This window comes from Nonomuraea sp. NPDC005501 (genome assembly GCF_040605905.1).
In the GTDB taxonomy this organism is placed as follows: Bacteria; Actinomycetota; Actinomycetes; order Streptosporangiales; family Streptosporangiaceae; genus Nonomuraea.
This window is the reverse complement of record NZ_JBEXDT010000110.1, coordinates 1-26,868: the sequence shown is the minus strand read 5'-3', so window position 1 is coordinate 26,868 and position 26,868 is coordinate 1. Positions and strand designations below refer to the sequence as shown.

At 72.5% G+C, this 26,868-nt stretch carries 23 protein-coding genes; 13 read left to right on the top strand and 10 right to left on the bottom strand.

Translation table 11 applies throughout. The features are described from left to right. The 3 genes from ABZS51_RS36565 to ABZS51_RS36555 form a co-directional block, all read left to right on the top strand. Positions 1-1,366: FtsX-like permease family protein (locus tag ABZS51_RS36565; RefSeq protein ID WP_355451113.1), on the top strand; the 1,366-nt coding region annotated here is incomplete at its 5' end. 69 nt (positions 1,367-1,435) lie between these two features. Beyond that, on the top strand, positions 1,436-2,359 hold the full coding sequence (locus ABZS51_RS36560; RefSeq protein WP_355451110.1) for an ABC transporter ATP-binding protein: 924 nt from the start codon (positions 1,436-1,438) through the stop codon (positions 2,357-2,359). Further along, on the top strand, positions 2,349-3,047 hold the full coding sequence (locus tag ABZS51_RS36555; protein WP_355451107.1) for an ABC transporter ATP-binding protein: 699 nt from the start codon (positions 2,349-2,351) through the stop codon (positions 3,045-3,047). Before ABZS51_RS36560 ends, ABZS51_RS36555 begins: the two co-directional genes overlap by 11 nt. On the opposite strand, the gene ABZS51_RS36550 is transcribed toward ABZS51_RS36555, so the two are convergent. Continuing rightward, positions 2,977-4,200, bottom strand: a complete 1,224-nt coding sequence (locus tag ABZS51_RS36550) for an MFS transporter (protein ID WP_355451104.1) — start codon at positions 4,198-4,200, stop codon at positions 2,977-2,979. The two genes, ABZS51_RS36555 and ABZS51_RS36550, sit on opposite strands and share 71 nt — an antisense overlap. 69 nt (positions 4,201-4,269) lie before the next feature. On the opposite strand from ABZS51_RS36550, the gene ABZS51_RS36545 reads away from it, so the two are divergent. After that, positions 4,270-4,755: a MarR family transcriptional regulator gene (locus tag ABZS51_RS36545; protein WP_355451101.1), complete on the top strand. Its 486-nt coding sequence runs from the start codon at positions 4,270-4,272 to the stop codon at positions 4,753-4,755. 197 nt (positions 4,756-4,952) lie between these two features. Here the strand turns inward: ABZS51_RS36545 and holA are convergent, their stop codons facing one another. The 7 genes from holA to ABZS51_RS36510 all read right to left on the bottom strand — a co-directional run bounded on the left by holA (position 4,953) and on the right by ABZS51_RS36510 (position 15,387). Next, positions 4,953-5,939 (bottom strand): DNA polymerase III subunit delta, encoded by a 987-nt coding sequence (gene holA, locus ABZS51_RS36540; RefSeq protein WP_355451119.1) that lies wholly within the window; start codon positions 5,937-5,939, stop codon positions 4,953-4,955. A gap of 330 nt (positions 5,940-6,269) precedes the next feature. Next, positions 6,270-8,999 carry a ComEC/Rec2 family competence protein gene (locus ABZS51_RS36535; RefSeq protein ID WP_355451098.1) on the bottom strand — a complete coding sequence of 910 codons (2,730 nt, stop codon included), beginning with the start codon at positions 8,997-8,999 and terminating at the stop codon, positions 6,270-6,272. Between the two features lies 1 nt (position 9,000). Continuing rightward, a complete protein-coding gene (locus ABZS51_RS36530; protein WP_355451095.1) occupies positions 9,001-9,555 on the bottom strand; it encodes a ComEA family DNA-binding protein in 555 nt (184 codons plus the stop codon). A gap of 1,125 nt (positions 9,556-10,680) precedes the next feature. Next, on the bottom strand, positions 10,681-11,493 hold the full coding sequence (locus ABZS51_RS36525) for a DegV family protein (protein ID WP_355451092.1): 813 nt from the start codon (positions 11,491-11,493) through the stop codon (positions 10,681-10,683). 49 nt (positions 11,494-11,542) lie between these two features. Next, entirely contained in the window at positions 11,543-12,751 is a 1,209-nt protein-coding gene (gene hutI, locus ABZS51_RS36520) for an imidazolonepropionase (RefSeq protein WP_310710416.1), read from the bottom strand. A gap of 414 nt (positions 12,752-13,165) precedes the next feature. Beyond that, positions 13,166-14,578, bottom strand: coding sequence for a GTPase HflX (hflX, locus tag ABZS51_RS36515; protein WP_310710417.1), 1,413 nt, complete (start codon positions 14,576-14,578; stop codon positions 13,166-13,168). Between the two features lie 110 nt (positions 14,579-14,688). Continuing rightward, a complete protein-coding gene (locus tag ABZS51_RS36510; protein ID WP_355451088.1) occupies positions 14,689-15,387 on the bottom strand; it encodes a DUF4097 family beta strand repeat-containing protein in 699 nt (232 codons plus the stop codon). A 154-nt stretch (positions 15,388-15,541) separates the two neighbouring features. On the opposite strand from ABZS51_RS36510, the gene aceB reads away from it, so the two are divergent. From aceB to ABZS51_RS36465, 9 genes are all read left to right on the top strand, one after another. Beyond that, complete coding sequence (aceB, locus tag ABZS51_RS36505) at positions 15,542-17,119, top strand: malate synthase A (protein ID WP_355451085.1); 1,578 nt, start codon at positions 15,542-15,544, stop codon at positions 17,117-17,119. A gap of 10 nt (positions 17,120-17,129) precedes the next feature. Further along, positions 17,130-18,590, top strand: coding sequence for an FAD-linked oxidase C-terminal domain-containing protein (locus tag ABZS51_RS36500; protein ID WP_355451082.1), 1,461 nt, complete (start codon positions 17,130-17,132; stop codon positions 18,588-18,590). Continuing rightward, entirely contained in the window at positions 18,590-19,768 is a 1,179-nt protein-coding gene (locus ABZS51_RS36495; protein ID WP_355451079.1) for an FAD-binding oxidoreductase, read from the top strand. The genes ABZS51_RS36500 and ABZS51_RS36495 overlap by 1 nt, the downstream gene beginning before the upstream one ends. A 1-nt stretch (position 19,769) precedes the next feature. After that, the gene (locus tag ABZS51_RS36490) at positions 19,770-20,972 is read left to right on the top strand and encodes a heterodisulfide reductase-related iron-sulfur binding cluster (RefSeq protein ID WP_355451076.1); all 1,203 of its coding nucleotides are present in this window, start codon (positions 19,770-19,772) and stop codon (positions 20,970-20,972) included. A 40-nt stretch (positions 20,973-21,012) separates the two neighbouring features. Continuing rightward, positions 21,013-21,759 (top strand): IclR family transcriptional regulator, encoded by a 747-nt coding sequence (locus ABZS51_RS36485; protein WP_310710543.1) that lies wholly within the window; start codon positions 21,013-21,015, stop codon positions 21,757-21,759. Positions 21,760-21,842: 83 nt separating this feature from the next. Further along, positions 21,843-22,055: a DUF2277 domain-containing protein gene (locus tag ABZS51_RS36480; RefSeq protein ID WP_355451073.1), complete on the top strand. Its 213-nt coding sequence runs from the start codon at positions 21,843-21,845 to the stop codon at positions 22,053-22,055. A 93-nt stretch (positions 22,056-22,148) separates the two neighbouring features. Then, on the top strand, positions 22,149-24,074 hold the full coding sequence (locus ABZS51_RS36475; protein WP_355451071.1) for a hypothetical protein: 1,926 nt from the start codon (positions 22,149-22,151) through the stop codon (positions 24,072-24,074). A 149-nt stretch (positions 24,075-24,223) separates the two neighbouring features. Beyond that, positions 24,224-25,249: a M23 family metallopeptidase gene (locus ABZS51_RS36470; protein ID WP_355451068.1), complete on the top strand. Its 1,026-nt coding sequence runs from the start codon at positions 24,224-24,226 to the stop codon at positions 25,247-25,249. 112 nt (positions 25,250-25,361) lie between these two features. Next, positions 25,362-25,607, top strand: a complete 246-nt coding sequence (locus tag ABZS51_RS36465) for a hypothetical protein (RefSeq protein ID WP_355451065.1) — start codon at positions 25,362-25,364, stop codon at positions 25,605-25,607. 16 nt (positions 25,608-25,623) lie between these two features. On the opposite strand, the gene ABZS51_RS36460 is transcribed toward ABZS51_RS36465, so the two are convergent. Further along, the gene (locus ABZS51_RS36460) at positions 25,624-26,277 is read right to left on the bottom strand and encodes an HNH endonuclease family protein (RefSeq protein WP_310710427.1); all 654 of its coding nucleotides are present in this window, start codon (positions 26,275-26,277) and stop codon (positions 25,624-25,626) included. Between the two features lie 107 nt (positions 26,278-26,384). Beyond that, entirely contained in the window at positions 26,385-26,720 is a 336-nt protein-coding gene (locus tag ABZS51_RS36455; RefSeq protein WP_355451116.1) for a hypothetical protein, read from the bottom strand. Between the last annotated feature and the right edge of the window lie 148 nt (positions 26,721-26,868).

Sequence of the window (26,868 nt, the reverse complement as noted above, 5' to 3'; positions counted from 1 at the left end):
GCCGCTGCGCGAGCGCCGCGACGACGTGGCCGCCGCCCGGCCGCCGCTGCGCCGGGTCACACTGGAGGCGCTGGTCGTCGTGCTCGCGCTGGCCGGGGCGTACCTGCTGCGCTCACGCAGCCTGGCGGGCGAGGCCGGCGACGACCCGTTCCTGCTGGTGGTGCCGGTGGCGCTGACCGTGGCCGCCGCCCTCGTGACGATCCGGTGCTACCCGTACCCCCTCCGCCTGCTCGTACGGCTGGCGTCCCGCGGCCGGGCGGCCGTGCCGTACCTCGGCCTGACCCGGGCGGCGCGGGCGCGGCCCGCCAGCGTGCTGCCGGTGCTCATCCTGCTGCCGGCGCTGGCCGTGTCGGTGTTCGCCTCGGTGATCGCCGGTGGCGTGGAGACCGCGCAGCGGCTGGCCGCCTGGCAGGCCACCGGCGCGTCGATCAAGGTGACGTCGCGGGTCGAGCTGCCCGCCGGCGTGGTGGACCGGGTCCGGGCGGTGCCCGGCGTGGAGCTGGTGCTGCCCGCGCAGACCGGGCAGGTTCAGCTCGGCTACACGGGCGAGCGGGCCGAGGCCATCGCCGTCGACGTGGCGGCCTGGCGGCGGCTGCTGGCCGACTCCCCCGTCGGCCTGCCCCCGCTGCCCGCCTCCGCCTCCGGGGTGCCCGCGCTGGTGTCCCCGGAGCTGCACGGCCGCGGCACGATGGACATCGGCTGGCAGGCCCGGACGAAGCTGACCGAGCGGGGCGTGGTCACGTCCGTGCCCGGCTTCTTCACGCGCGGCAAGTTCCTCGTGGTGCCGCTGGAGGTCAACGCGCGGCCCTCCGTGAACACGTTGCTGATCAAGGGCGACGCCGACCCGGCGGCGGTGACCAGGGCCGTCGGCCGGCCGACGGCCGTCGTGACCTCGCAGGCCGCCGAGCTGGCCGCGATCCGCGACGCCCCGCTCACCGGGACCGTGCGGGTGGTCCTGCGCGTCACCACCGGCGCCCTGGCCGCGTACGCGCTGGTCGCCGTGGTCGTCATGCTGGTGATCGGGGCGGCGGACCGGACGCGGGCGCTGGCGTTCCTGCGCCCCCTCGGGCTGTCGGAGCGGCAGGCGCGCGGGCTGACCGCGCTGGAGATCCTGCCCCTCGTGCTCGTCACCGCCCTGGCCGGCCTGGTGCTGGGGCTCGCGCTGCCCGCGGCGCTCGGGCCCGGCATCGACCTGTCGTCGTACGCGGGCGGGGTGGCCGTCGAGGGGTACGCGCCCGACCTGGCCGTGCCGCTGCTGCTGGCGGCCGGGCTCGCCGTCGTCGCCGGGCTCGGCGCGTACGTCCACACCGCGGCGGGCCGCCGGCGCGGCTCCGGGACGCTCCTGCGAGGGGGCGATCTCGCATGACGCGGCGTTCACGAGACCGGCGTACCCGTACGACCGACCACAACCTCTCCGTGAGCAGGTGATCCCGGCATGAACACCACGCTGTCCGAGCTGGAGGCCCGGGCCGGCGCGCCCAGGGCGGACTTCGGCGGCGACGCCCACATCGTCTGCGACAACCTCGTCCGCATCTACAAGACCGAGGGCGTCGAGGTGGTCGCCCTCCAGGGGCTGGACCTCCTCGTCGACAAGGGGGAGCTGGTCGCCGTCGTCGGCGCGTCCGGCTCCGGGAAGTCGACGCTGCTGAACGTGCTGTCCGGGCTGGACGTGCCCACCGCGGGCGTGGCCAGGGTGGCGGGCATGGACCTGCTGTCGATGACGGCCAAGGACCGGCTGCGCTACCGGCGGGAGGTGGTCGGCTTCGTCTGGCAGCAGACGGCGCGCAACCTGCTCCCGTACCTGACCGCCCGCGAGAACGCCGAGCTGCCGGTACGGCTGGCCGGCCGGCGCAGGCACGGCCGGGCGATGGAGCTGCTGGAGCTGCTCGGCGTCGGCGACCGGGCCGGGCGCACACCCGGCGAGCTGTCCGGCGGCGAGCAGCAGAGGGTGGCCATCGCCGTCGCGCTGGCCAACTCCCCCCAGCTCATCCTGGCCGACGAGCCGACCGGTGAGCTGGACAGCGACACCTCCGAGGAGGTGTTCGACGCCCTGCGCAAGGCCAACAGGGAGCTGGGCGTGACCGTGGTCATCGTGACCCACGACCCGCTCGTGTCGGAGCAGGTGGACCGGACGATCGGCATCCGCGACGGCCGCACCAGCAGCGAGACGCTGCGCAGGGAGGGCGCGGAGGGCCAGGTCGTGGCCGAGGAGTACGCGGTGCTCGACCGGGTCGGGCGGCTGCAGCTTCCACGCGACTTCATGAACGCGCTGCAGATGGAGCGACGGGTACGCCTGGAGCTCGAATCCGACCATATCGGCGTATGGCCGGCGAGAGAGGAGCCCTCGGGTGAGCAGTGAGCCCTTGGTCGTGGTCGAGGGGCTGCGCAAGGTCTACCGCACCGGGCCCAAGGAGGTCGTGGCGCTGCGGGAGGTGACGTTCGAGGCGTTCCCCGGCGAGCTGATCGCGATCCGGGGGCGGTCGGGGTCCGGCAAGACCACGCTGCTCAACCAGATCGGCGGCCTCGACCGGCCCGACGCCGGCCGGGTGGTCGTGGCCGGGCAGGAGGTCACGGCGATGGCCGAGGACGACCTGGTGGGGCTGCGCCGGGACGTGGTCGGGTTCGTGTTCCAGTCGTTCGGGCTGGTGCCGGTGCTGTCGGCGGCGGAGAACGTCGGCGTCCCGATGCGGCTCACCCGCACGCCCGCCGCCGAGCGGGAGGAGCGGGTGCGGATGCTGCTCGCCCTCGTGGGGCTGGAGCGGCACGGCAACCAGCGGCCGTACGAGCTGTCGGGCGGGCAGCGGCAGCGCGTGGCCATCGCCCGGGCCCTGGCCAACCGGCCGCGGCTGCTGGTGGCCGACGAGCCGACCGGGCAGCTCGACTCGCAGACCGGGCGGCAGATCATGGAGCTGATCCGGGCACTGGTACGCGGCGAGGGCGTGACGGCGCTGGTCGCCACCCATGACCCGGGACTCATCACACTCGCGGACCGCGTACTGGAGATCGCCGACGGAGTGCTGCACGAGGTGGTACCCCAGGAGTCCTGACGATCGCCGCCAGGTTCGCCGCGGCGACGAGGGCGGCGCCCGCGAGCAGCAGCCCGGCCGCGCCCGTGAGCCCCGCCAGCGGCGCCGCCACGGCCAGTCCGAACGGCCGCGAGGCGAACGAGATGAGCTGGTCGAACGCCCGCACCCGGCCCAGCGCGGCCTCCGGGATCTCCTGCGCCACGACGGTCTCCCACAGCGGGCTGAGGACGCCGAGACCGCACATGGCCACGAAGTACGCGCCGGCGACGGCCCAGGCGGGAGCCGGGACGGCCAGGGCCACCAGCGGCAGGGCGTACAGGGCGGCGGCGACCTGCACCGCGACGATCGGCCGGCGGACCGGCAGGCGCGGCGCGGCGAGCACGCCCACGACCAGGCCGGCCGTGCCGCACTGGGCGATCAGCACCCACGCGCCCTCGCCGCCGAGGCTCCGGACGGCGGCCATGGGGCCGAGGGTGAGGAAGAGACCGGCGGTGAAATGCCAGACCCCGTGGCCGAGGACCCCGCGCAGGAACCACGGCCGCACCCTGACCTCCCGCCACCCCTCGGCCAGCTCGCGCCCGAACCCCTTCGTCTCGCCCTGGAGGCGCGCCGCGTCGACCGGGCTCGCACCGGCGCGGACTCCTCCCAGGGTGAGGGCCGAGCCGGCGAACAGGACGCCCGTCAGCGCGGCCGCCCAGCCCGGCCCCGCCACCAGCGCCACCCCGCCGGCCAGCGCGGGAGCGGCCACGGCGGACACACTCGTGACGACGCCGATCCGCGCGTTCACGCGCAACCGCTCGGGCCCGGGCACCACGGCCGCCACCAGGCGCGGCACCGCCGGCATGCCGAAGGCGATGGCCACGCCGGACACCGCCGACAGCACGGCGAGCACGGCCAGGCGCCCGGACCCGGCGATCAGCTCGGCGCCGATGGCGACCTGGGCCAGGCAGCGTACGAGATCGGCGAGCAGGATCACCCGCGCGGGTGGCAGCCGGTCGGCCAGCACCCCGCCGACGGGGAGGAACACCAGCAGCGGGACCAGCTCGCACGCCAGCACCAGTCCGAGCCCGTCGGCGCCCCCGGAGACGCGCAGGACGGCAAGGGTGAGGGTGGTGGGGATCAGAGCGGTGGCCAAGGCGGAGAGGCCGCGCCCGATCAGCAGACGACTCATCATGGCTCGATACATTATTTCGTCAGCGAATCTTTCGTCAACGAAATACTTTCCCTGCGTATGATCAGGCCCGTGGAGGACTCGGTCGATCGGCACCTGGCGCGCTGGCGTGGCAAGGCGCCCTACGAGGAGCGGGTGGAGGGCGTCGTCACGCGCATGCAGCACCTGGTGAAGCACCTGGCACACACCAAGGAGGCGGCGCTGGCGCAGGTCGGCATGCAGGACTTCGAGTTCGAGACTCTGCACCGGCTGGTCGCGGCCGGCGGCTCCGCCACGCCGTCGGAGCTGGCGGCGGAGCTGCTGCTGTCACCGGCGGGCATGACGGGCCGCCTCGACACCCTGGAGCGCTCGGGCCTGGTGCGGCGGGTCCGCGGCGAAGGCGACCGCCGCCGGGTGGACGTGGAGCTCACCTCCAAGGGGCACGAGCTGTGGACCGACGCGATGGCCATCCGGGGGGAGGTGGAGTCGGACCTGCTGTCGGCCCTGGACACGGCGGAGCAGGAGACGTTGGACGCCCTCCTCAAACGCCTGCTCCACCACGTCGAAACCCACCACTGAACCTTGGGACGGCATCGTGTCGCCGCAGGTCGAGCTGCCGATCGTACGAGCCCGGAACGTTGCGGCCGATGGCCGGCGACCTCAAGCTCGACCTACGTGACGCCCCCCTGACCGGCAAGCCGAGCTCTCCCGCCGCATCGAGGATCGGGGCTATGCCCGATTCGCACCAGGGTGAACATGACCGGTCACGGCACGAGCTAGCGGCCCGTGCGGCTCGCCACGATGACCTGGACCGCGTGCTCCAGCGCGTACGCCGGGTCGGCGCCGCCGCCCTTGACCTGCTCGTCCGCCTCGGCCACGGCCTGGATGGCCCGCGACAGCCCCTGCGGCCCCCAGCCGTTGACCTGCCGTTTGACGCGCTCGATCTTCCAGGGCGGCATGCCCAGGTGGCTTGCCAGCTGGCCGCCCCGGAGGTTGCGCGGAGCCCCGGCCACCTTGGCGATCGATCGCAGCCCGCCCGCCAGCGCGCTCACCAGCAGCACGGGCGCGACCCCGGTGCCGAGCGCCCAGCGCAACTGCTCCAGAGCCTCGGCGAGCCGCCCCTCCACCGCCGAGTCCGCGACGTTGAACCCCGTGACCTCGGCCCGCCCCTTGTGATAGCGGGCCACGGCGGCGACGGTGACCGTCTTCTCCTCGGTGTCGAACATGAGCTGGTTGCACGCGGCCGCCAGCTCGCGCAGGTCGTTGCCCACGGCGTCGAGCAGCGCCTGCGCGGCGTCGGACGCGATCGAACGGCCCGCCCGCTTGAACTCGGTCCTGATGAAGTCGAGCCGCTCCCCCGCCTTGGTCGGCTTGACCACCGTGACGACGCTCGCCCTGGCCTTCTTGAGCCCGTCGACGAGCGCCTTGCCCTTCGCCCCACCCGGGTGCGCCAGCACGAGCACGGTGTCGCCCGACGGGTGCGAGGCGTACGCCACGACCTCGGCGGCGACCTCCTTGGGCAGATCCTGCGCGGACCTGATCACCACCACGGAACGGTCACCGAAGAGCGACGGCGAGGTGAGCTGGAGCAGCTCTCCCTTCCCCATCCTGGACCCCACGAGATCATGAACCTCGGCTCCGGGGTCACCGGCCCGCACCGCCGCCACGACGGCGCCGACCGCCCGCTCGGCCAGCAACTCCTCGTCGCCGACGACCAAGGTCACGAGTGCTGCTGGATCGCTTCCCGCCATGTCGAGCAGCATCCCATGCTGCACCGACAACCGGGTACTCGCGGAGTCTCCTGGTGATCACCCATCGGATCACTCGTGGAAGCCTTCCTCCAGCGACCGCTGCCCGACGAGTCACGAAGCCTGCTCCGGCAAGCGGCTCCACTGTCCCCACCCCGGCGTCTGTCATCGCCATTCAGGACATGAGCCGTGTCCGCAGACAGGCGGACGCCACACGTGCATCCCGGGAGGCGCCTGGTCACGGGCGAACCCCGCCGTCTCCAACGCGGCGACCAGACACACCCACATGGACACGCGCACGCACCCCGCGCGGCGCCAGGGGACGAGTGCCGCGAAGTCGCGGTATCAGGGAGGCCGATCACCTCCCTGCGGGCCGCGGGTCACGATCGCCAGGCGTCCCTCCCGTTCCACCACGGCCAGGTCGCCCGAGCGGTCCGTGCGGTAGACCCGCGCGCCCAGACGCCGGAGGAGCGAGAGCGTGGGTTGCGCCGGATGACCGTAGTCGTTGCCCTCCCCCACGCTGATCAGCGCGGCACTGGCACCCACCGCGCCGAAGAAGGCGGAGTCCTGCCTGGGCGAGCCGTGGTGCGGCACCTTGAGGATGTCGGCCGGTGGCAACATGCCTCCGCGCAGCAGGGCATCCTGGGCTTCGGTCTCGATGTCGCCGCTCAGCAGCGCCGAGCCGGCTCGCCAGCGTACGTGGACCACGACGCTGGAGTTGTTCGCGGCGCTGCCCTCTCCTTGGCCGTTGGGCGGGGCGCGGGTGGGTTCGGGAGCCAGGACGGTCAGCTCGGAGGGGCCCAGCCGCCAGTGGGTGCCGGGTGGCGCCGTCCACTGCGGGATGCGTTGCCGGGCGAGGTCCGCCGTCAGGCGGGACGCCTGGTTGTCGAGGGTGCGCTGCGGGCTGACGACGACGGCGCCCACGCGCCTGCCCCGCAGGACGCCGGACAGCCCGTCGATGTGGTCGGCGTGCGGGTGGGTGAGGATGACGAGCGGGACGTCGGTGATGTCCAAGCGTCGCAGGCAGCGGTCCATGGTGACGGGATCGGGACCGGTGTCGACCACGACACCTCGTCCGGGGCCCGCGGCGAGCACCAGGCCGTCGCCCTGACCTACGTCGCACACCACCATCAGCCACGCTCTGGGCGGCCAGGGGGCGACGACCGGCCGTACGACCAGCACCGCGACCAGGACCCCGGCCGCCACCGCCAGCGCCACCGCCCTCCAGGCCCGGCGCCTGACCAGGAGCGTCACTGCGACAGCGGCCAGGGTCAGCAGCGCGAGACCCGGGATGCCGCCGGGCCATGGCAGGGTCGCGAGTGGAAGGTTCACGGCCCAGCGGGCCACCATGATGATCCAGCCCACCGCGTAGCCGGCGGGGATGACGATGATCCGGGCCGCTTCCGGCCAGAACGGCGCCACCAGGGCGGCGGCGAACCCCAGCAATGTCGCGGGCGCCACCGCCGGGCCGGCGAGCAGGTTGGCGGGGATCGCGGCCAGGGAAACCTGACCGGCCATCAGGACGAGGATCGGTGTCACGGCGACCTGCGCGGCGGCGGGCACGGCGACGGCCTCGGCCACCCACCTGGGCAGCCGGCCTCTCCGTGTGGACGGCGCCTCACCTGACGGGCCGGAGGGCGGCCCCGCTGACGGATCGGAGCACGACCAGCCTGACAGGCCCGAGCACGACCCGCCTGACGGGCTGGAGCACGAGCCCCCTGACAGGCCGGAGCACGATCCGCCTGACGGGCCGGAGGCGGAATCACGGGTGTGGGCGGGGGGCGGGCGCGTGTCGGATTGAGATGTGCCGGTGTAGAGGGTGGTGACGGTTGGAGACGTGTCGGCTTGGGAGGTGGCCGCTGGTCGGGTGTCGGCTTGGGAGGTGGCCGCGGCTCGGGTGTCGGCGGTGGTTCGGGGATGGTGGGTCAGGCGGTCGCGCCAGCGCGGGGCGAGGAGGAGGATGCCGGCCGTCGCGCAGACCGAGAGCGCGAAGCCGTACGAGATGGCCAGGTCGGGCGAGAAGAGGATCAGTAGGAGTACGGCTGCCGAGAGGGCGGCCATTCCGTCCTTGGGGCGGCCGGTGCCGAGGGCGATGGCGGCGACCAGGCCCATGAGAAGCGCCCTCAGCACGCTCGGGGACGGTCTGGCGACCACGGCGAAGCCGATCATCGCCACGGCGGCGAGGCCGGCTCGCACGGCGAGTGGGAGTCCGGCCACGCGGGAGAGGGCGAGCGCCGCGCCCGCCACGATGGACAAGTTGGTGCCGCTCACGGCATTGAGATGGTTGAGGCCGGATTCCTTGAGGTCCGCGCTGACTTGGGGGTCCATGCGGGAGACATCGCCCACCACGAGCCCGGGCAGGAGGCCGCGCTGATCCGGTGGGAGAACGTCGGTGGCCGTCCGCAGACCGGCCCTCAGCGTGCCCGCGATCGCTTGGAGGCGGCTCGGGGATGTCAGCACCTTGGGACTTCCGCGGACGAGGAGGACGGCGGCGGTCAGTTCGCCCGGGGTTGGCTCGGCCAGCCGTGCGGCAACCTGAACGCGTTGACTGGGGAGGAGAGGGCGCCATTCGGGCCCGTGGGCGAGGACGAGGACGGGGAGGCTTACGGCTTCGCGGAGGTGGGGCGTCCGGTAGGTGTCGAGAGTGGCGTGGACGACGACCTGTTCTTGGTGGAAACGGCCGAGCTTGATTTTGGGGTCATCGGTGAGAGTGATCTCGGCGGTGATCGTCGCACCGTGCCTCGCGAGGTCGGCGATGGGGGCGGTGGTGACGGCGTGGACGCGGGTGGCGACCGACGCCGAGGCGGCGGCCGTGCAGGCCAGGGCGGCGATGATCACGTTCCGCCAGGGCCGCCAGCGGTGGTGACGGTGCGCGAGGACCGCTGTGCCGAAGGCTCCCAGCACCGACAACGCCGACACTGTCAGGCCGGCTGTGGGCGGGCTGCTGAGGAGGGCCAGGGTGACGGCCCAGACGGCCAGGGCAGGGCAGGTGAGGATCCACGTATGGCCGCCGATCATTTGCACTCCGGGCGCCGCCGCGGAGTCGAGTCCCGTGCCTTCAGGGGTCGCGGGCATGTCAGATGCGAACCTTGTCCTTGATTTCTCCGTACTTTTTGGCGCCGATCCCTGGTACTTCCTGGAGTTGCTCCACGTTGGTGAAGCCGCCGTGGGCGGTGCGGAAGTCGGCGATGCGTGCTGCCAGGACTTCGCCGACGCCGGGCAGCTGGTCCAGTTGGTCGGGGGTGGCCGTGTTGAGGTCGAGCACCGTGGTGGCCGGGTCGGTCAGAGGCGGGCCGGGGGCGTTGCCGGGGCCGGCGGCGCCTACGGTGATCTGTTCGCCGTCGGCCAGGCGTCTCGCCAGGTTGACCGATGCGGCGGCCTCGGGTTGGCGCACTCCCCCGGCGGCCTTCACCGCGTCGGCCACGCGTGCGCCCATGGGGAGGGTGTAGATACCGGGCTTACGTACCTTGCCGGTGATGTGAATGGTGATCTCGGCAGTGGGGGTGGCTGCCGATGGGGCCGCCGGACGGGGTGGATGGGCGGGCGGGGACGCGATGGGGGACGCGACGGGGAGCGGCTCGGGGGTCGGCTCCGAGCGCCAGAGGAAGATGCCGGCGGCCAGTGCTGCCATGACGGCCAGGGTCAGGAGTACGCGTAGGCCTGGGCGGCCTGGGTCCAGGGCGGGCGCCTTGGTGGAGACGGCGGCGCGGAATGCTTGGAAGGAGGGGGGCAAGGTTGGGGCCAGTGGGGTTCGAACCGTCCCAGGGGTGAGGTCCGCTGTGGGGTCGGCGTTGCTTTCACGGGCGAGGATGTTCGGTTCACGGGCAGGGACTGCCGCACGGGCAAGCTCCGCGTCACCGGCAAGCTCCGCGTCACGGGCCAGCTCCGGGTCACGGACCGGGCGCGCTGGACGGGCAGGGGGCGCCGCACGAGCAAAGTCGGAGTCACCGGCAAGGTCCGCGTCATGGGAGAGTCCCGCTTCACCGACGAGGTGGGCGTGGGTGTCTCGGTCGTGGAGACCTTGCAAGTGGGCCGGGTAGGCGCTCCGCAGGTAGGTGTCCTGCGGGCGGGCGATACCAGGACGCACGTCGCGAGGGCGGGTGCCGTGGGAACGGGTGTCTCCGCGATGCGCGTCGTGAGAGTCGACGTCATGGGAGTGGACGTCATGCGAGTGGAAGTCATGGGAGTGGACGTCCTGAGCATCGGCGTCACGTGCGCGGGTCTCATGGGCATGGGCGTCTCGTGCGCGGGCCTCATGAGCGGGAGCCTCTCCGGGAGGGGCGTCGCCAAGGTCTGGGCCGCCGGTGCTGAGGGGCGGGTAAGGGTGTCTCCCGTGGCCCGCTCCGGGGCTGGATGCGGCGGGGTCACGGGGTCTGGGGGAAACGGGATGCGCGTCCCCGGCGGGCCGGGTGGCGGTGACCGGGGGAAACGCTGAGGGCTGGTGGTCGGGGGTGTTCTGCAGGGCGGTGATCGGGCGGGGGTGGCGGCGGGCAGGAGGCGTGAGGGAGCGCAGCCGGGCCTCGGCCACGGTCCGCTCGGTGATCGGGTCCTGGGAACGCACGTCCCAGAACGTACGGCCCCGCCGGGCGCCGGAAGGGGGCGAACGGCGTTCTGGGGATGGAGGGGCGGCGCGCGCCGGGGCTGTGGACGACGGGCGTCAGGATGATGGGCGTCAGGCGTCAGGACGATGAGCGTTCGGGCAAGTCAGGCGTCAGGACGGTGGCCGTCAGAACCACAGGCGTCTGAACGGCAGGCGTCAGGAGGTGTCCGGGCTGACCGTGAGCCCCAGCATCCCCGGCCCCACGTGGACCCCGACGACCGCCCCCACCTCGACCAGCCGTAAGTCCGTCAGCCCCGGCAACCGTTTGGGCAGGCGTTCCGCCAGGGCCCTGGCCCGGTCGCCGGCGGCGAGGTGCTGGACCGCCACCCGCGCCGGTCCCTGGCCGGCCGCCGCGACCGCCAGGTCCTCCAGGCGGGCGATGGCGCGCGTGGCGGTGCGGACCTTCTCCAGCAGCAGCACCCGCCCATCCACCAGGTGCAGCAGCGGCTTGATGGCCAGCGCCGAGCCGACCAGCGACGCCGCCGTGCCCACGCGCCCGCCGCGGCGCAGGGAGTCGAGCGTGTCGGCGTAGAAGAACGTACGGGTACGGGAGGCGCACCGCAGCGCCGCCTGGGCCACCTCCTCCAGCCCCGCCCCCCGGGCGGCGGCGTCGGCCGCGGCCATGACCGGGAAGCCGAGGCCCATGGCGATGGAGCCGCTGTCGATCACCTCGACCGGGACGGGCGCCTCCTTGGCGGCGAGCCGGGCCGACTCCACCGTGCCGGACAGGTCACCCGACAGGTGGATCGACACCGCTCCGGTGGCGCCTGCGGCGGCCAGGGAGGCGTAGCACTCCGCGAACCGGGCGGGGGCGGGGCGGGAGGTGGTCGCCGCGTGCAGGTCTCCGGTGAACGCGTCCTCGTCGCACGAGATGCCGCCCGACAGCACCTGTACGGGTACCACCGAGACTCCCAGCAGCGCGGGGAGGTAGGCGGTGGAGTCGGTGACGACCGCGACAGAGGGTGACATATCAGGAGACTAGCCAGTTAGGGCGAATTTCAACCCTGCCCTGGACGGGTTACTGGACGGGAGTGCCGCCGCGCCACACCCGGCGCGGCTTGAGGCCGAAGGACCAGGCGAAGGCGCCCTCGTGGTCGGCGTCCCACTGCACGATGTCGGCCAGCCGGCCCGGCGCGAGCACGCCGCGGTCGGGAGCGCCGAGGACCGTGGCGCCGCCCAGCGTGGCCGCCCGCAGCGCGTCGTTGACGCTCATCCCGAACGCCGAGACCGCCATCGCGATGACCAGCGACATCGAGGTGATGCCGCAGTAGCCGGGGTTGTGGTCGCTGCCGAGCGCGATCTGCACGCCGTGCTTGATCATCTGGCGCACCGGCGGGAGCTTGCCCCGCTGGAGCGCCGTGGCCGGGCAGACCACGGCCGGCACGCCGTACCGGGACATGATCGCGATGTCCTCGTCGGACATGTGGTGGAGTCCGTCGGCGGAGGCGCAGCCGAGCTCGGCGGCGAGCTGAACGGCGCCGCGGCGGCTGAACAGACCGGCGTGGACGCGCGGCAGCAGGCCGACGTTGCGGCCCGAGGCGAGCACCCAGCGGGACTCCTCGGTGGTGAAGTGGCCCTCGTCGCAGTAGACGTCGACGCTGTCGGCGCCCGCAGCCGCGGCGTCGGCGCACCAGGCGCCCACGGCCTCGACGTACTCGCGCTGGCGGCCGAAGTACTCGGGCGGCACGACATGACCCGCGAGGAACGTGACGTGCACCCGCGGCATCATCGGCTCCTTCTCCAGCTCGCGCAGGAGCCGCACGTCGGCCAGCTCGCCGTCGCGCGTGAGGTGGTAGCCGGTCTTGGCCTCGACGGTCGTGGTGCCGCTGAGCAGCCAGCCGCGAAGACGCTCGCGCACGCCGTTGCACAGGGTCCACGGGTCGGTGCCGCGGGTCACGGTGACGGTGGAGCCCACGCCGCCGCCCGCGGCGGTGATGGCGGAGGAGGTCGAGCCGCTGGTGCGGATGGCGAGCTCGGCGTAGCGGTTGCCGGCGTAGACGGGATGCGTGTGGGCGTCGATGAGGCCGGGCGTGACCAGGGCGCCGCCGAGGTTCTCGACATGGTCGACGTCGACGATGTCGTCGACGACTCCGGGGACGCTCTGCGGCAGGTCGGGAGCCCGCCCCACCCAGGCGATCCGGTCGTTGTGCACGAGAATGGCCGCGTTGCTGAGGACCTCGTTGCCGGTCCACAGGCGGCCGATGTTGGTCAGAAGCCGAACGGTCACCGCATCACCACCCCGCACGAGCGCGTCACCCAGCGCACGGCTCGGGCTGAGCCCACTGAGTCGGCTCCGGGTAGGGACGACATGGGGGGTCTCCTGCTTCTCATCCGCTTGGCTGGGCGGTGACCGGATCGCCGGACTCATGATCCGGCGATTTCAGTTCAGTTACGTTATTTCACAGGCTGGCTCGCTGTACAGGGTTATTCGGAAGAAAGCCCAATCATCCCAGCGTTCACCCGGCCCCGATCGTTCCCTCGGACCCCCGCAGGCACCATGAATCGCTTCAGCCGTCATCTGAAACCCGCGACATTAGTGTGGTAAGGCTCGGCATATCCTAGCAATCCGAGGGTTCCACGGCCACTGCCGCTTTTGGGCAGCTCTGCGCGCTATTTCGACAGAGCTGCCCTGCCCGTCAGACTAAGAGACGCGCTCGATGGGCTTGCCCACCCGCTCCAGCTCCTGGTAGAGGCCGGCCAGCACCCGCGCGTGGAGCACGGTGCCGTCCTCGACGTGGTCCAGCGAGAGCACCTCGCCCTCCTTGTGGGCCCGCGAGATCAGGTCTCCCCGCTCGTACGGGACGAGGAGGGTGACCTCGTGGTCGAGCCGGGGCAGCCGGCGCTCGACCAGCTCCATCAGCTCGGGGATCCCGGCGCCGGTGCGCGCGGAGACCACGATGTTGTCGCGCTCGCGCCGGACGATCCGGTCGAGCACGTCGGGGTCGGCGGCGTCGGCCTTGTTGATCACCACGATCTCGGGCACGTCGGAGGCGCCCTCGATGTCGGCGAAGACCTCGCGGACGGCCGCGAGCTGGCCCTCGGGGTCGGGGTGCGAGCCGTCGACCACGTGCAGGATCAGGTCGGCGTCGGCGACCTCCTCCAGCGTGGAGCGGAACGCCTCGACGAGCTGGTGCGGCAGGTGCCGCACGAAGCCGACGGTGTCGGCGATCGTGAACAGCCTGCCTTCCGGCGTGCGCGCCCGGCGCACGGTCGGGTCGAGCGTGGCGAACAGCGCGTCCTCCACCAGCACGCCCGCGCCGGTGATGCGGTTGAGCAGGGAGGACTTGCCGGCGTTGGTGTAGCCGGCGATCGCGACCGCCGGGACCTCGCGCTTGGCGCGCCGCTGGCGCATGGTCTCGCGCGAGGTGGACATGCCGCTGATCTGGCGGCGCAGCTTGGACATCCGCTCGCGGATGCGGCGGCGGTCCAGCTCGATCTTCGTCTCACCGGGGCCACGGCCGCCGATGCCGACGCCGCCCGCGGCGCGACCGCCGACCTGGCGCGACAGGTTGCCGCCCCAGCCGCGCAGACGCGGCAGCAGGTACTGCAGCTGGGCCAGCTCGACCTGGGCCTTGCCCTCGCGGCTCTTGGCGTGCTGGGCGAAGATGTCGAGGATCAGCGCGGTGCGGTCGATGACCTTCACCTTGACCGTCTCCTCGAGCTGGCGGAGCTGGCCGGGGGTCAGCTCGCCGTCGCAGATCACGGTGTCGGCGCCGGTCGCCTCGACGACGTCGCGCAGCTCCAGCGCCTTGCCGGAGCCGATGTAGGTGGCGGGGTCGGGCTTCTGGCGGCGCTGGACGAGGCCCTCCAGGACCTCCGATCCGGCCGTCTCGGCCAGGAGCTTGAGCTCCAGCAGGGAGTTGTCGGCGTCCTCCGCCGTGCCTGAGGTCCAGACGCCGACGAGGACGACCCGCTCGAGCCGCAGCTGCCGGTATTCGACCTCGGAGACATCCTGGAGCTCGGTGGAGAGGCCGGCCACGCGGCGCAGCGCCTGGCGCTCCTCTAGGTCCATCTCGCCGGTCTCGAACTCGTCGAGCGCGGAGTATTCGTGCATTCGTGTCATCTCTAATAGGCAACGTCTGGACACCGTGGTGTCTTCCCCGATGGTGGCACGACATCCCCGTCGCGAGCACCTTGTTATCGGGGCAACAGGGGTGACCTGCGCTACGAGGGGGACACCGTGATGTCGCCCGACCCGGCCTGCAGCGTGAGCTTGTGCGGCGAGGCGTCGTCGTCCTTGACGGTGATGTTCTCGTCTCCCGAGCCGACCTTGGTGGTCACGGCGTACGAGCCGTCGGGGATGCGCAGCCCGATGTCACCCGAGCCGGCGTCGGCCTGCAGGCTGTCGGGCGCCGTCACGTACTTGAGCTCGATGTTGCCCGAGCCCGCCTCGGCGATGGTGGACTTGACGCCGAGACCGGTTCCGTCCACGTCACCCGAGCCGGTCGAGACCTCCATCGGCCCGGTGAGGGAGCGGAGCGTGATGTCGCCGGAGCCGTTCTTCACGGTGACGGCGAGGCCCTTCGGGACTTCGACCTTGTAGTTGACGTCGCAGTCGCCCCAGCTCTTGAGCGCGTTGTCGCAGGTGTAGCTGAGCATCAGCGTGTCGCCCTCGACCTTGTGCTCCGTCTTGGGCCTGTTGTCGCGCCACTGGATGGTCTCGGTGACGCGTACGGCGGCCCCGTCGTACTCGGTGACCGCGACGTCGCCCGCCCCGCTCTTCACCTGGAGGCGGGCCACCTTGTCCGTGACCTGGTAGTCGACGGTGTCCTGATTGGTGGGGCCGGCCAGGCTCTGGAGCCCGCAGCCGGTCAGCAGCGCCACCGAGGCGAGCAGTCCGCCCGCGATCACGATCTTCTTCATGCCTGGATCCTCCCCCGCGGCGGGGCTCGCGGCATCGGGGATGCCCCCTAAGCGCCCCCGGGGGTACCCCCACCTTTGACCCTGGAGCGGGCATGAAGTAGCTTCGCTTCCATAATCCAGAACAGGATTTCCGCAATATGGAAAAAGGAGCGATATGGAGATCAACGGCCCGATCCTCGACCGGTTCGACGAGATCCTCACGCCGGAGGCGCTCGGCTTCGTGGCGGCGCTCCAGAAGGAGTTCGGCCCGCGCCGGCTGGAGCTGCTGGAGGCCCGGCAGGCGAAGCAGGAGGAGCTGTCGGCCGGCGGCACCCTCGACTTCCTGCCCGGGACGAGGACGGTCAGGGAGGAGGAGTGGAGCGTCGCCCCGCCGGCGCCGGGCCTGGAGGACCGCAGGGTCGAGATCACCGGCCCGGTCGACCGCAAGATGACCATCAACGCGCTCAACTCCGGAGCCAAGGTCTGGCTGGCCGACTTCGAGGACGCCAACTCCCCGCTCTGGGCCAACTGCGTCGGCGGCCAGCTCAACCTGCGCGACGCGCTCGACCGGACCATCGACTTCGAGTCCGGCGGCAAGACGTACGCGCTCCGGCCGGACACCGAGCTGGCCACCATCGTCGTGCGCCCGCGCGGCTGGCACCTGGACGAGAAGCACGCCAAGGTGGACGGCCGGCCCGTCTCGGCGTCGCTGTTCGACTTCGGCCTCTACTTCTTCCACTGCGCGCAGCGGCAGCTCGACAAGGGCAAGGGCCCGTACTTCTACCTGCCCAAGATGGAGTCGCACCTGGAGGCGCGGCTCTGGAACGACGTGTTCGTCCACGCGCAGGAGCTGCTCGGCATCCCCCAGGGGACGATCCGGGCGACCGTGCTCATCGAGACGTACCCGGCGGCGTTCGAGATGGAGGAGATCCTCTACGAGCTGCGCGAGCACTCGGCGGGGCTGAACGCGGGCCGCTGGGACTACCTGTTCAGCGTCATCAAGAAGTTCCGCACCCGGGGCCGGGAGTTCCTGCTGCCCGAGCGCAACGCGGTCACGATGACGGCGCCGTTCATGCGCGCGTACACCGAGCTGCTGGTGCGCACCTGCCACAAGCGGGGGGCGCACGCGATCGGCGGCATGGCGGCGTTCATCCCGTCGCGCCGCGACCCCGAGGTCAACGCGGTGGCGCTGGAGAAGGTCCGCGCCGACAAGACGCGCGAGTCGGGCGACGGCTTCGACGGCTCGTGGGTGGCGCACCCGGACCTGGTGCCGGTCTGCCGCGAGGTGTTCGACGGGGTCCTCGGCGAGCGGCCCCACCAGATCGACAGGAAGCGCGAGGACGTCAGCGTCTCGGCCGCCGACCTGCTGTCGGTGGCGAAGACGCCCGGCGACATCACCGAGGCGGGCCTGCGCAACAACGTGGACGTGGCGCTGCGCTACCTGGCCGCCTGGATGGGCGGGCTGGGCGCGGTGGCGATCCACAACCTCATGGAGGACGCGGCCACCGCCGAGATCTCCCGCTCGCAGATCTGGCAGTGGATCCACAACGACATCACGCTCGCCGACACCGGCGCGCAGGTGACCAAGGAGCTGGTCGAGCGCATCATCGGCGAGGAGCTGGAGCGCATCTCCGCCGAGCCCGGCCACGACGAGGAGCTGTACGCTCAGGCCACGGCGCTGTTCAAGGAGGTCGCCCTGGACGACGAGTTCGCCGAGTTCCTCACGCTTCCCGCGTACGCGCGCATGCCGTAGAAGGAGCCGTATGACACCGAGCCCGTCCCCCGCCATCGCTCCCCTGACGGCCGCCCTGCGCTCGGCCCTGCCCGCCGACTCGGTGATCACCGATCCGGTACGGCTGCGCACGTACGAGTGCGACGGCCTGACCTACCACCGGGCCGTCCCGGGCGTGGTCGCGCTGCCGGAGACCGCCGAGCAGGTGGCGCTGGTGGTGCGGCTGTGCAACGAGCACGGCGTGCCCTTCGTGGCCCGGGGCTCCGGCACCGGGCTGTCGGGCGGCGCGCTGCCGCGCGAGGACGGCGTGCTCATCGTCACCTCGAAGATGCGCCGCGTCCTGGAGATCGACCTGCCGAACCGGCGGGCCGTGGTGGAGCCGGGCGTCACGAACCTCGCCATCACCGAGGCCGTGCGCGACCGGGGCTACTACTACGCCCCCGACCCGTCCAGCCAGCAGGTCTGCTCCATCGGCGGCAACGTGGCGGAGAACTCCGGCGGCGCCCACTGCCTGAAGTACGGCTTCACCGTCAACCACGTCGAGGCGTGCGAGATCGTCACCCCCGACGGCGACCTGGTCCGGCTCGACCGCATGGACCCCGGCTACGACCTGCTGGGCGCGTTCGTCGGCTCGGAGGGCACGCTGGGCGTCGCCACCAAGGTCACGGTACGGCTGAGCCGCGCCCCCGAGGCGGTGACCACGGTGCTGGCGGCGTTCCGGAGCATCGAGGAGGGCGGCCGGGCCGTGTCCGCGATCATCGGCGCGGGCATCGTGCCGGCGGCGATCGAGATGATGGACGCGCTGTCCATCGAGGCCGCCGAGGCGGCCGTGGCCTGCTCCTACCCGCGCGGCGCCGGAGCGGTGCTGATCGTGGAGCTCGACGGGCCCCAGGACGAGGTGGCGGCGCAGTTCGCCGCGCTGCGGGAGCTGTGCTCGGGCGCGTTCGAGACGCGCGTGGCGGCCGATCCGGCCGAGCGGGCGGCGATCTGGAAGGGCCGAAGGTCGGCGTTCGCGGCGGTGGGGCGCATCAGCCCCGCCTACATCGTGCAGGACGGCGTGGTGCCGCGCACCTCGCTGCCGCGCGTGCTGGCCGCCATCGACCGGCTGTCGGCGGAGCATCGCATCAGGGTGGCCAACGTCTTCCACGCCGGCGACGGCAACCTGCACCCGCTCGTGCTGTTCGACGACGCCGAGCCGGGCGCGGGCGAGCGGGCCGAGGTGGTGTCCGGGGCGATCCTCGACCTGTGCATCGAGCACGGCGGGTCGATCACCGGCGAGCACGGCGTAGGGGTGGACAAGGCCCGCTACATGCCGAAGATGTTCTCCGGCGACGACCTCGACACCATGCAGCTCGTCCGGTGCGCCTTCGACCCGAGGGGCCTGTCCAACCCGGGCAAGGTGTTCCCGACGCCGCGGCTGTGCGGCGAGGTGCCGGGCGTTCGCAAGGGCGTGCACCCGCTGGTCGAGTCCGGGGAGGCGGAGTACTTCTGATGTCGCGCGAGCTGCTGGAGAAGACCGGCGTGACGGTCAGGGACGCCGTGGCCGGCGACGCGGTGGCCGGGGTGAGGCCGCGCTGGGTGGTGCTGCCGGAGACGGTCGGGGAGGTCTCGGCCGTGCTGCGGGCCTGCGCCGAGCAGGATCTCGCGCTCACGCCGGTGGGCGGCGGCACGAAGCTGCACTGGGGCGCGCCGCCCGAGCGCTGCGACGTGCTGCTCGACCTGTGCTGCCTGAACGAGGTGCTGGAGCACGCGGCGGGCGACCTGGTCGTGCGCGCCCAGGCCGGGGTGACGATGAGGGCGCTGGCCGGCGTGCTCGCGGCCGAGGGGCAGGAGCTGGCGCTGGACGCGGCCCCGGACGCCACCGTGGGCGGCACGCTGGCCACCGCGGCGTACGGGCCGCGCGCCTTCCGGTACGGGACGCCGCGCGACCTGCTCATCGGCGTCACGGTCGTGCTGGCCGACGGCACCGTGGCCCGCTCGGGCGGCAAGGTCGTCAAGAACGTCGCGGGCTACGACCTGGGCAAGCTGTTCACCGGCTCGTACGGCACGCTGGGCGTGATCGCCGAGGCCACGTTCCGGCTGCACCCGCTGCCCCCCGACCGGCGCTGGCTGGTGGTGGACGGGGTGGAGCGCCCGCGCGAGACGGCCGCGCTGCTGGCGGCCTCCCAGGCGGAGCCGGTCGCGGTGGAGCTCGACACGCCCGGCGGGGCGGCCCCGGTGACGCTGGCCGCGCTGGTGGAGGGCACGGCGGCCGAGCCGCGGGCCAGGGCGCTGCGCGAGGCGGTGAGGGCCGGCGAGGTGACGGAGCGGGCGCCTTCGTGGTGGGGCGCGCCGCCGCCGCACGACGAGGTGCTGCTGGAGGCCCGCTTCGTGCCGGCCGCGCTCGACGGGGTGCTGGAGGCGGCGGGCGAGCACGGGCTGCGGCTGCGCGGCTCGCCGGTGTCCGGCCGCCTGCGTCTGGCCCCGGCGGGAGACGTCACCGGGGAGCGGCTGGCCGCCGCCGTGGCCGCGCTGCGGGAGCGGGCGCACGCCGTCGTCGTGCTCGCCTCGCCGTACGAGGGCGTGGACCGGTGGGGCCCGGTCGCCGCGCTGCCGCTGATGCGGCGGGTCAAGAACCAGTTCGACCCCGGGCGGAGGCTGTCCCCGGGACGGTTCGCGGGAGGGATCTGACATGGACCCGGAGCTGATCGACGACTGCGTGCACTGCGGGTTCTGCCTGCCCACGTGCCCCACGTACGTGCTGTGGGGCGAGGAGATGGACTCCCCGCGCGGCCGCATCCACCTGATGAGCCAGCACGTCGAGGGCACTCCTGTGACGCCCGAGATGGCCGGGCACTTCGACGCGTGCCTGGGCTGCATGGCCTGCGTCACCGCCTGCCCGTCCGGGGTGCGCTACGACCGGCTGATCGAGCAGACGCGAGCCGAGGTGGAGCGCGTCCACGTCCGGGAGCCGCGTGAGCGGGCCGTGCGCGGCCTGGTGTTCAGCCTGTTCCCCTACCCGCGGCGGCTCGGGCTGACCAGGCCGCTGACAGGGCTGACACGGCGGCTGGCGCCGTTCCTGGAGCGGGTGCATCCCGGCCTGGGGGCGATGGCCGCGCTCACGCCCCGCGTGGAGCGGCGGCAGCGCCTGCCGCGCCTGGTCCGCGCCAGGGGGCCGCGCCGGGCCGTCGTGGGCATGCTCACCGGCTGCGTGCAGCGGGAGTTCTTCCCGCAGGTGAACGCGGCCACCGCGCGAGTGCTGGCGCTGGAGGGCTGCGACGTGGTCGTCCCGGCGGGCCAGGGCTGCTGCGGCGCGCTCAGCGTCCACTCCGGCCGCGACGACCAGGCCAGGCGGCTGGCCCGCCGCACGGTCCGCGCTTTCGAACGGGCCGGCGTGGACACGGTGGTGGTCAACGCGGCCGGATGCGGCTCGTCGATGAAGGAGTACGGCGAGCTGCTCGGCACGGAGCCGCCCTTCCGGGTGCGCGACCTGTCGGAGTTCCTGGCCGAGCTGGGGCCGGTGGCGCCCCGGCATCCGCTGCCGGTCGTCGCGGCCTACCACGACGCCTGCCACCTGGCCCACGCGCAGGGCGTACGGGTCCAGCCGCGGGCTCTGCTGGCCGGCATCCCGGGGCTGGAGCTGCGCGAGGTGCCCGAGTCGGCCATCTGCTGCGGCTCGGCCGGCACGTACAACATCTTCCAGCCCGAGGCCGCCCGCGACCTCGGCGACCGCAAGGCCAAGGGGGTCGCCTCGACCGGCGCGGAGTTGCTGGTGTCGGCCAACCCCGGCTGCACGATGCAGATCGCCGCTGCCATGCGCCGGGCCGGCGCCACGATCCGGGTGGCGCACACGGCCGAGGTGCTGGACGCCTCGCTGCGCGGGGTGTCCCTGTGATCCGGGACGAGACGGGGAACGAGGGGGCGGGCGCGTGAGCGTGCAGTCGATCGATCGGGCGCTGGACGTGCTGGAGACCCTGGCCGAGCACGGCGGCGCGGCCGGTCTGTCGGAGATCGCCGCGAAGACCGGGCTGCCGTACGGGACCATCCACCGGCTGCTGCGCACGCTGCTGGCGCGCGGCTACGTGCGCCAGGAGTCCGACCGCCGCTACGCGCTCGGCGCGGGGCTGGTGCGGCTCGGCGGGGTGGCCGAGGGCATGGTGGGCGAGTGGGCGCGGCCCCACCTCGCGCGGATGGTCGAGCTGTCCGGCGAGACGGCGAACCTGGCCGTGCTGGAGGGCGACTTCGTCGTGTACGTGGCGCAGGTGCCGTCGCCGCGGCGGCTGCGGATGTTCGCCGAGGTGGGCAGGAGGGTGCTGCCGCACAGCACGGCCGTGGGCAAGGTGCTGCTGGCGGGACGCGGCGCGGAGGAGGCGGTGACGCTGCTGGAGCGCACCGGCATGCCGCGCCGCACGCCGAACACCATCACCGAGGCCGCCGCCATGCTGGCCGAGCTGGAGCGGGTCCGGGCGGCCGGCTACGCGATGGACCTGGGCGAGGAGGAGCTGGGCGTGCACTGCCTGGCCGTGCCCGTGAGCGACGGCGAGCGCGTGGTGGCCGCGATGTCGGTGTCCGGGCCGGCCGAGCGGATCGACGCGGTGGACCGGGAGGAGCTGGCCGAGGGCCTGCGGACCATCGCGCGCGCCTTCGGGACCGAACTGGCCCCGGTCACGACGGGCAGGTGACAGCGCGCCGGCTGTCGTGCTGCGCCGGGTCGCGCGGGAATCTTCGGCTTTCCTCCGGGGGAGCGCTTCAATACGGTTGAGGCATGTGCCGAAGCATCAAGACGCTGCGCCCGCCGTACACCGATGACGTCACCGAGGACGACGTGCGGGCCGCGGCGCTCCAGTACGTCCGCAAGATCTCCGGGTTCCGGTCGCCCGCCCCGCACAACGCGGAGGCGTTCGAGCGTGCCGTGGAGGAGATCACCCGGGCCTCGGAGGAGCTGCTGGGCGCGCTGAAGGTCCGCGGGACCCGCTGACCCGTCCCGGCGAGTCGCGCGGAGGTCGTTGACAGCGGCCCCCGCCGGGAGAAGTGTCCCCGGTGTACCCCCATCGGACGCCAGGGAGCTGCCATGATCAGCGGGCTGTACCAGGGTCAGGACGGCGGATCGCGACTGGAGCTCCGGATCGACGTGGACGGGGCGCGGCCCACCGGCCGGGTGAGCGGGGACCTGTTCTCCGTGGCCGGCTCGACCACCACGTACGCCGGCTCGTTCGTGGTGCACTCCCCCACGGTGCGCGCGGAGGGCGACGAGGCGCGCATCGCCGGGCGGGGCGCGTTCACGTTCGACACGCCCGCCAGGGACGTGACGGTCACGCTCACCGGCGGCTCCGGCACGGCCGAGGTCGCCGGCCGGGTCTACCCCGTGGCGTTCGCCTCGGCGCACTTCCGGCAGGTGCTGCTGGAGGTGGACTCGGTCGCCGGGACGGTGCCGTTCGCCGGCTACCACACCGCGGCCCTGCCCGCCCCGGCCGGCTGCGCGCCGCGCGAGCTGAGCGTGGCCGCCGCCTACGCCGAGGCCGGCATCGGGCTGACCGTGGCCGAGCCGGGCGTCATCCCCGGCGACGGCGCCGGCGCCGACCTGGCCTGGGACGACGCCGAGCTGCACCACGCGATGACGCAGCAGTTCAGCCAGTTCGCCGACACGGTGGCCTGGCGGGTGTGGCTGCTGGTGGCCGGCCGGCACGTGGGCGGCTACCGGGGCATCATGTTCGACTACAACGACGCCCACCAGCGGCAGGGCTCCGCCGTCTTCTACGACGCGATCAGGGGCGACACGCCGCAGGCCCAGCGGGCGCAGCTGCGCACGTACGTCCACGAGCTCGGGCACGCGTTCAACCTGCTGCACTCCTGGCAGAAGAACCTGGGCAACCCGCCGCAGCCGCTCGGCCCCGACGGCGGCTTCGGCGACCTGTCCTGGATGAACTACGTCCAGAACTACCGCCCCGGCGGCGAGGCCGGCTACTGGGCGGCGTTCCCGTTCCAGTTCACCGACGCCGAGCTGGTGCACCTGCGCCACGCCTTCTACCGGGACGTGGCCATGGGCGCCAACGCCTTCGGCACCGGAGCGGCCGAGATCGCGCCGTTCGAGCAGCCGGTGGAGGACCTGTCCGGGCTGCGGCTGGACCTGCGGGCCAAGGAGGGGTTCGGCTTCGGCGAGCCGGTGGTGGTGGAGCTGAAGCTGTCGGTCACGGGCGAGCCGCGCACCACCCACGGCCACCTGCATCCCGACACGGAGTTCACGCAGATCTGCGTCACGCAGCCGAGCGGCCGCACCCTCCTGTACCGGCCGATGATGCGCCACTGCGTGGACCACTCCACCGAGGTACGGCTCGACGCGGGCAGCCCGGCCCTGTACCGCAGCGCCTACATCGGGCACGGCCGTGACGGGCACTACTTCCAGCAGCCGGGTGAGTACCGGGTGCGCGGCCAGTACATCGGCGCCGACGGCTCGCGCATCGTCTCCGCCCCCTGCCTGGTGCGGGTGCGCTACCCGGCCGGCGCCGACGACCACCGGGTCGCCGAGCTGATGCTCGGCGAGGAGCAGGGCAAGCTGTTCTCGCTGCTCGGCTCCGACTCGCCGGCGCTGCGCGCCGGCAACGAGGCGCTGGACGAGCTGATCGACCGGTACGGCACGCACCCCCTGACCGTGTACGCCCGGATGGTCAAGGGGCTCAACGCCGAGCGGGAGTTCAAGACGATCACGGCGGGCAAGCGGCTGCGGGTGCGGCCCCCGGACCCGGAGCAGGGCGTGCGGCAGCTGTCGGCGGTGGCCCGCGCGGCCGCGTCCGGCGGGCTCATCGACAACATCACGCTCAACATGGTGATGCGGCGGCTGGCCAGGGCCGAGGCGCGGCAAGGTGACCTGGACCGGGCCGGCGCCGTGATGGACCGGATGGTGACGATCTTCGAGGAGAAGGGCGTCAACCCGGTCGTGTTAGGCCGGATCAGGCGGCAGGCCGAGCTGACGAAGGCGGCGCTCGGCGCGGAGTCCTGACCTCGCCGCGCCGAGCCTTATGCGGATTTCTGGATGTTCTCTGTACACGCGACTCGCAATCTAGATCTTCAGCAAGCGCGTTTCGACAGAGCCAACAGAGCTCGGGTGCCACCTGGGACTCGTCCCCGGCACCCGTGGAAGGAATTCGCATGAGATCTAGAGGGATGCTCACGCTGGGCTTCGCCCTGTTAGTCGGCCTTGCATCGGGCCAGGCCGCGTCGGCCAGCACGACCTTCGCGCCGAAGACGGCGGTCGCCACGCCCACTCCCAGCGCCACTCCCACGACGACGTCCCCCGCGGAGGACGAGGGCGAGGGCGGCGACCCGGCGAACGAGGTGAACGTCCCGCTCGCCTCGACCCTGGCGGCGCCGAACTTCCAGATGCCCTTCCCCTGCGGCCAGTCGTGGACCGGCAACTCCAGCAACAGCAGCGCCCACAGGTCGTATGAGATCGACTGGAACCGGGGCAGCACGGCGGACGCCGACCTCGGTGACACCGTCGTGGCCGCGGCGGCGGGCACCGTGGTCATCTCGGCCCACCAGGGCTCGACCAACGGCTACGGCAACCTCGTCAAGATCGACCACGGGGGCGGATACACGTCCTTCTACGCGCACCTGAACTCGCGTGCCGTCTCCGCGGGCGCCCGGGTCTCCCAGGGCCAGAAGATCGGGACCCTCGGCAAGACCAGCAAGCCGGGCAACAACATCAGCCCGCACCTGCACTTCGAGATCCGCAACGGCGCGTCCTACCCCTCCAACATCCGCAAGGCCGTCTTCAACGGGGTCACCTTCGGCTACCCGAACCAGACGCTGACCTCCAAGAACTGCGGCGGAGGCGGCAGCACCCCCGGCAACCCGCACACCGCGGCGTCCGTGTGCGGCAGCGGCTACAAGGTGATCGACTCGGCCGCGCTCGGCACGTCCGGAACCGTCTACCTGACGTACAACAGCAGCAGCAAGTCGAACTGCGTGGCGACGATCAAGAAGACCTCGCTCGGCACGAAGACCGCCGCCAGCGCCTACCTGGAGGTGCAGGGCAAGACCCGCGCCACCGACAGCGGCAGCTTCACCTACTACGCGGGCCCGGTGCGCGCCAGCGCGGCCGGCAAGTGCGTCAAGTGGGGCGGCAAGGCCGGAACGGCCACCTACAACAGCCCCTTCGAACACTGCGGCTGATCTCCGACGGCCGGCCGCTCCGCCGGCGGGCGGCCGGGCTCCTGATGGCCCCGGAGCTTCGATGACCGGGTGAGGCTGGCCTCACCCGGCGCCCGCGAGGTACACCGGGGAGATGGCGCCGTACCTCGTGGGACCGGACGGGCTCCGTGTGGAGCCCGTCGAACTGCGTGTGGACACGGTCCACTGGCTGTTCGCGCGCATGATCGAGCCGGCGGCCAGGCCCGGCGAGATCTGGTACCGGGTCACCCGGCACGGCCACGCCCTCGGCATGGGCTACTACCAGCTCGACCAGCTCCAGGAACTCGTGGACCTGGCCGAGCTCCGCGCCCCGGCGGACGCCGGGGAGGAGACGGCCTGATCCCTGCCGGGGACCCTCAGCAGGACGACAGGATGCCCTGCATGGCGTCCTTCTCGCCCGAGGTCACCCACACGCCGTACTTCGCCTTCACGTCGATCTGACGGGCGATGTAGGCGCACCGGTACGCCTTGCGCGGGGGCAGCCAGGTGGCGGCGTCGGAGTCGCTCTTCTGGTTGTTCAGCGGGCCGTCGACCGCGAGCAGGTTGAGCGGGTCGTTGGCGAACTCCTTGCGCTTGGCGGCCGTCCACTGCTGGGCGCCCTTCTGCCAGGCGTCGGAGAGCGGCACCAGGTGGTCGATCTGCACCGCGGTGCTGGTGTCCTGGCCGCGTTTGAAGGTGATGGTCTTCCCGCTGTACGGGTCGTCCAGGACGCCGCTGAGCACGATGCAGTCGTGCGTTCCGGCCTTGAACTTCTCCTCGCGCAGGTCCCGCTTCAGGATGTCGTTGCGGGTGTCGCAGCCGTTGTGGTCGACGTCCGACCACGCGGGGCCGAACTTCTCCCGCTCGAACCCGGTCCGCGGGGCCCGCCCCTTGACCTCCAGCTTGCCGAGCTTCTTCCGCGCCTCGCCGACGTCCGCCTTGTCGGACTTCGAGGACGTGGACGACGAGGTGTCCGCCCCCGTCCGGGCCGATAACCCACCACACCCGGCAAGTGCCACCACTGCGGCCATTCCGACCAAACCCGCCCGCACCCGCACGTCCCCACCCCAGACTTCAGAATTGTGTAAAGCCTAGGTATAGCAATTACCCCTAATTGCCTAAGTATCCCGCCATGGCGTCAAGGAGCCGTTCCGCCAGATGTGCGGCGTACGTGGCGCGGACCGGCACGTCCGCCCCGTGCCCGTCGGCCGGCGGGCGGGCGCGGGCCGCTCCCGCCCGGACGGCTCCAGGAAGACCCCCGCAGCTCGCGCCGGCGGGAGAGGCAGGGGGCGGTTCGCCATGGCCGGGGCGAATCCATACCCTGGACAGGGTGGAGGACGTCGTAGACCTCGACGAAGTTCCGCCGGCCGCGCTCTTCGCCGAAGACCGGGGCGAGCTGGACCTTCTCGAAGCGATCGAGCTCACACTCGTGCGGGTCGACACCGGGACGACCCGCCGCGAGCGGCTCCGCCACGGCCTTGGCCACGCCTGCCGAACGCGTCACCCGCACCGCCTCCGCCACCCAGGACCCGTCCGGGCCCGGAGCCTCGGCCGCCGGCCGGAAGCCGTCGGGGGCTGCCAGGAACCTCGCGCCCCGGTCGGCCACGCGCCGTGCCCGCGCC

What these genes read in the sequence shown, in the direction of transcription:
- ABZS51_RS36560 (WP_355451110.1), top strand. Translation starts at nt 1,436, where the DNA reads ATGAACACCACGCTGTCCGAGCTGGAGGCCCGGGCCGGCGCGCCCAGG.
- ABZS51_RS36550 (WP_355451104.1), bottom strand. Translation starts at nt 4,200, where the DNA reads ATGATGAGTCGTCTGCTGATCGGGCGCGGCCTCTCCGCCTTGGCCACC.
- holA (WP_355451119.1), bottom strand. Translation starts at nt 5,939, where the DNA reads ATGCTGCTCGACATGGCGGGAAGCGATCCAGCAGCACTCGTGACCTTG.
- ABZS51_RS36535 (WP_355451098.1), bottom strand. Translation starts at nt 8,999, where the DNA reads ATGCCCGCGACCCCTGAAGGCACGGGACTCGACTCCGCGGCGGCGCCC.
- ABZS51_RS36530 (WP_355451095.1), bottom strand. Translation starts at nt 9,555, where the DNA reads ATGGCAGCACTGGCCGCCGGCATCTTCCTCTGGCGCTCGGAGCCGACC.
- ABZS51_RS36525 (WP_355451092.1), bottom strand. Translation starts at nt 11,493, where the DNA reads ATGTCACCCTCTGTCGCGGTCGTCACCGACTCCACCGCCTACCTCCCC.
- hflX (WP_310710417.1), bottom strand. Translation starts at nt 14,578, where the DNA reads ATGCACGAATACTCCGCGCTCGACGAGTTCGAGACCGGCGAGATGGAC.
- ABZS51_RS36510 (WP_355451088.1), bottom strand. Translation starts at nt 15,387, where the DNA reads ATGAAGAAGATCGTGATCGCGGGCGGACTGCTCGCCTCGGTGGCGCTG.
- aceB (WP_355451085.1), top strand. Translation starts at nt 15,542, where the DNA reads ATGGAGATCAACGGCCCGATCCTCGACCGGTTCGACGAGATCCTCACG.
- ABZS51_RS36500 (WP_355451082.1), top strand. Translation starts at nt 17,130, where the DNA reads ATGACACCGAGCCCGTCCCCCGCCATCGCTCCCCTGACGGCCGCCCTG.
- ABZS51_RS36495 (WP_355451079.1), top strand. Translation starts at nt 18,590, where the DNA reads ATGTCGCGCGAGCTGCTGGAGAAGACCGGCGTGACGGTCAGGGACGCC.
- ABZS51_RS36490 (WP_355451076.1), top strand. Translation starts at nt 19,770, where the DNA reads ATGGACCCGGAGCTGATCGACGACTGCGTGCACTGCGGGTTCTGCCTG.
- ABZS51_RS36480 (WP_355451073.1), top strand. Translation starts at nt 21,843, where the DNA reads ATGTGCCGAAGCATCAAGACGCTGCGCCCGCCGTACACCGATGACGTC.
- ABZS51_RS36475 (WP_355451071.1), top strand. Translation starts at nt 22,149, where the DNA reads ATGATCAGCGGGCTGTACCAGGGTCAGGACGGCGGATCGCGACTGGAG.
- ABZS51_RS36470 (WP_355451068.1), top strand. Translation starts at nt 24,224, where the DNA reads ATGAGATCTAGAGGGATGCTCACGCTGGGCTTCGCCCTGTTAGTCGGC.
- ABZS51_RS36465 (WP_355451065.1), top strand. Translation starts at nt 25,362, where the DNA reads ATGGCGCCGTACCTCGTGGGACCGGACGGGCTCCGTGTGGAGCCCGTC.
- ABZS51_RS36460 (WP_310710427.1), bottom strand. Translation starts at nt 26,277, where the DNA reads ATGGCCGCAGTGGTGGCACTTGCCGGGTGTGGTGGGTTATCGGCCCGG.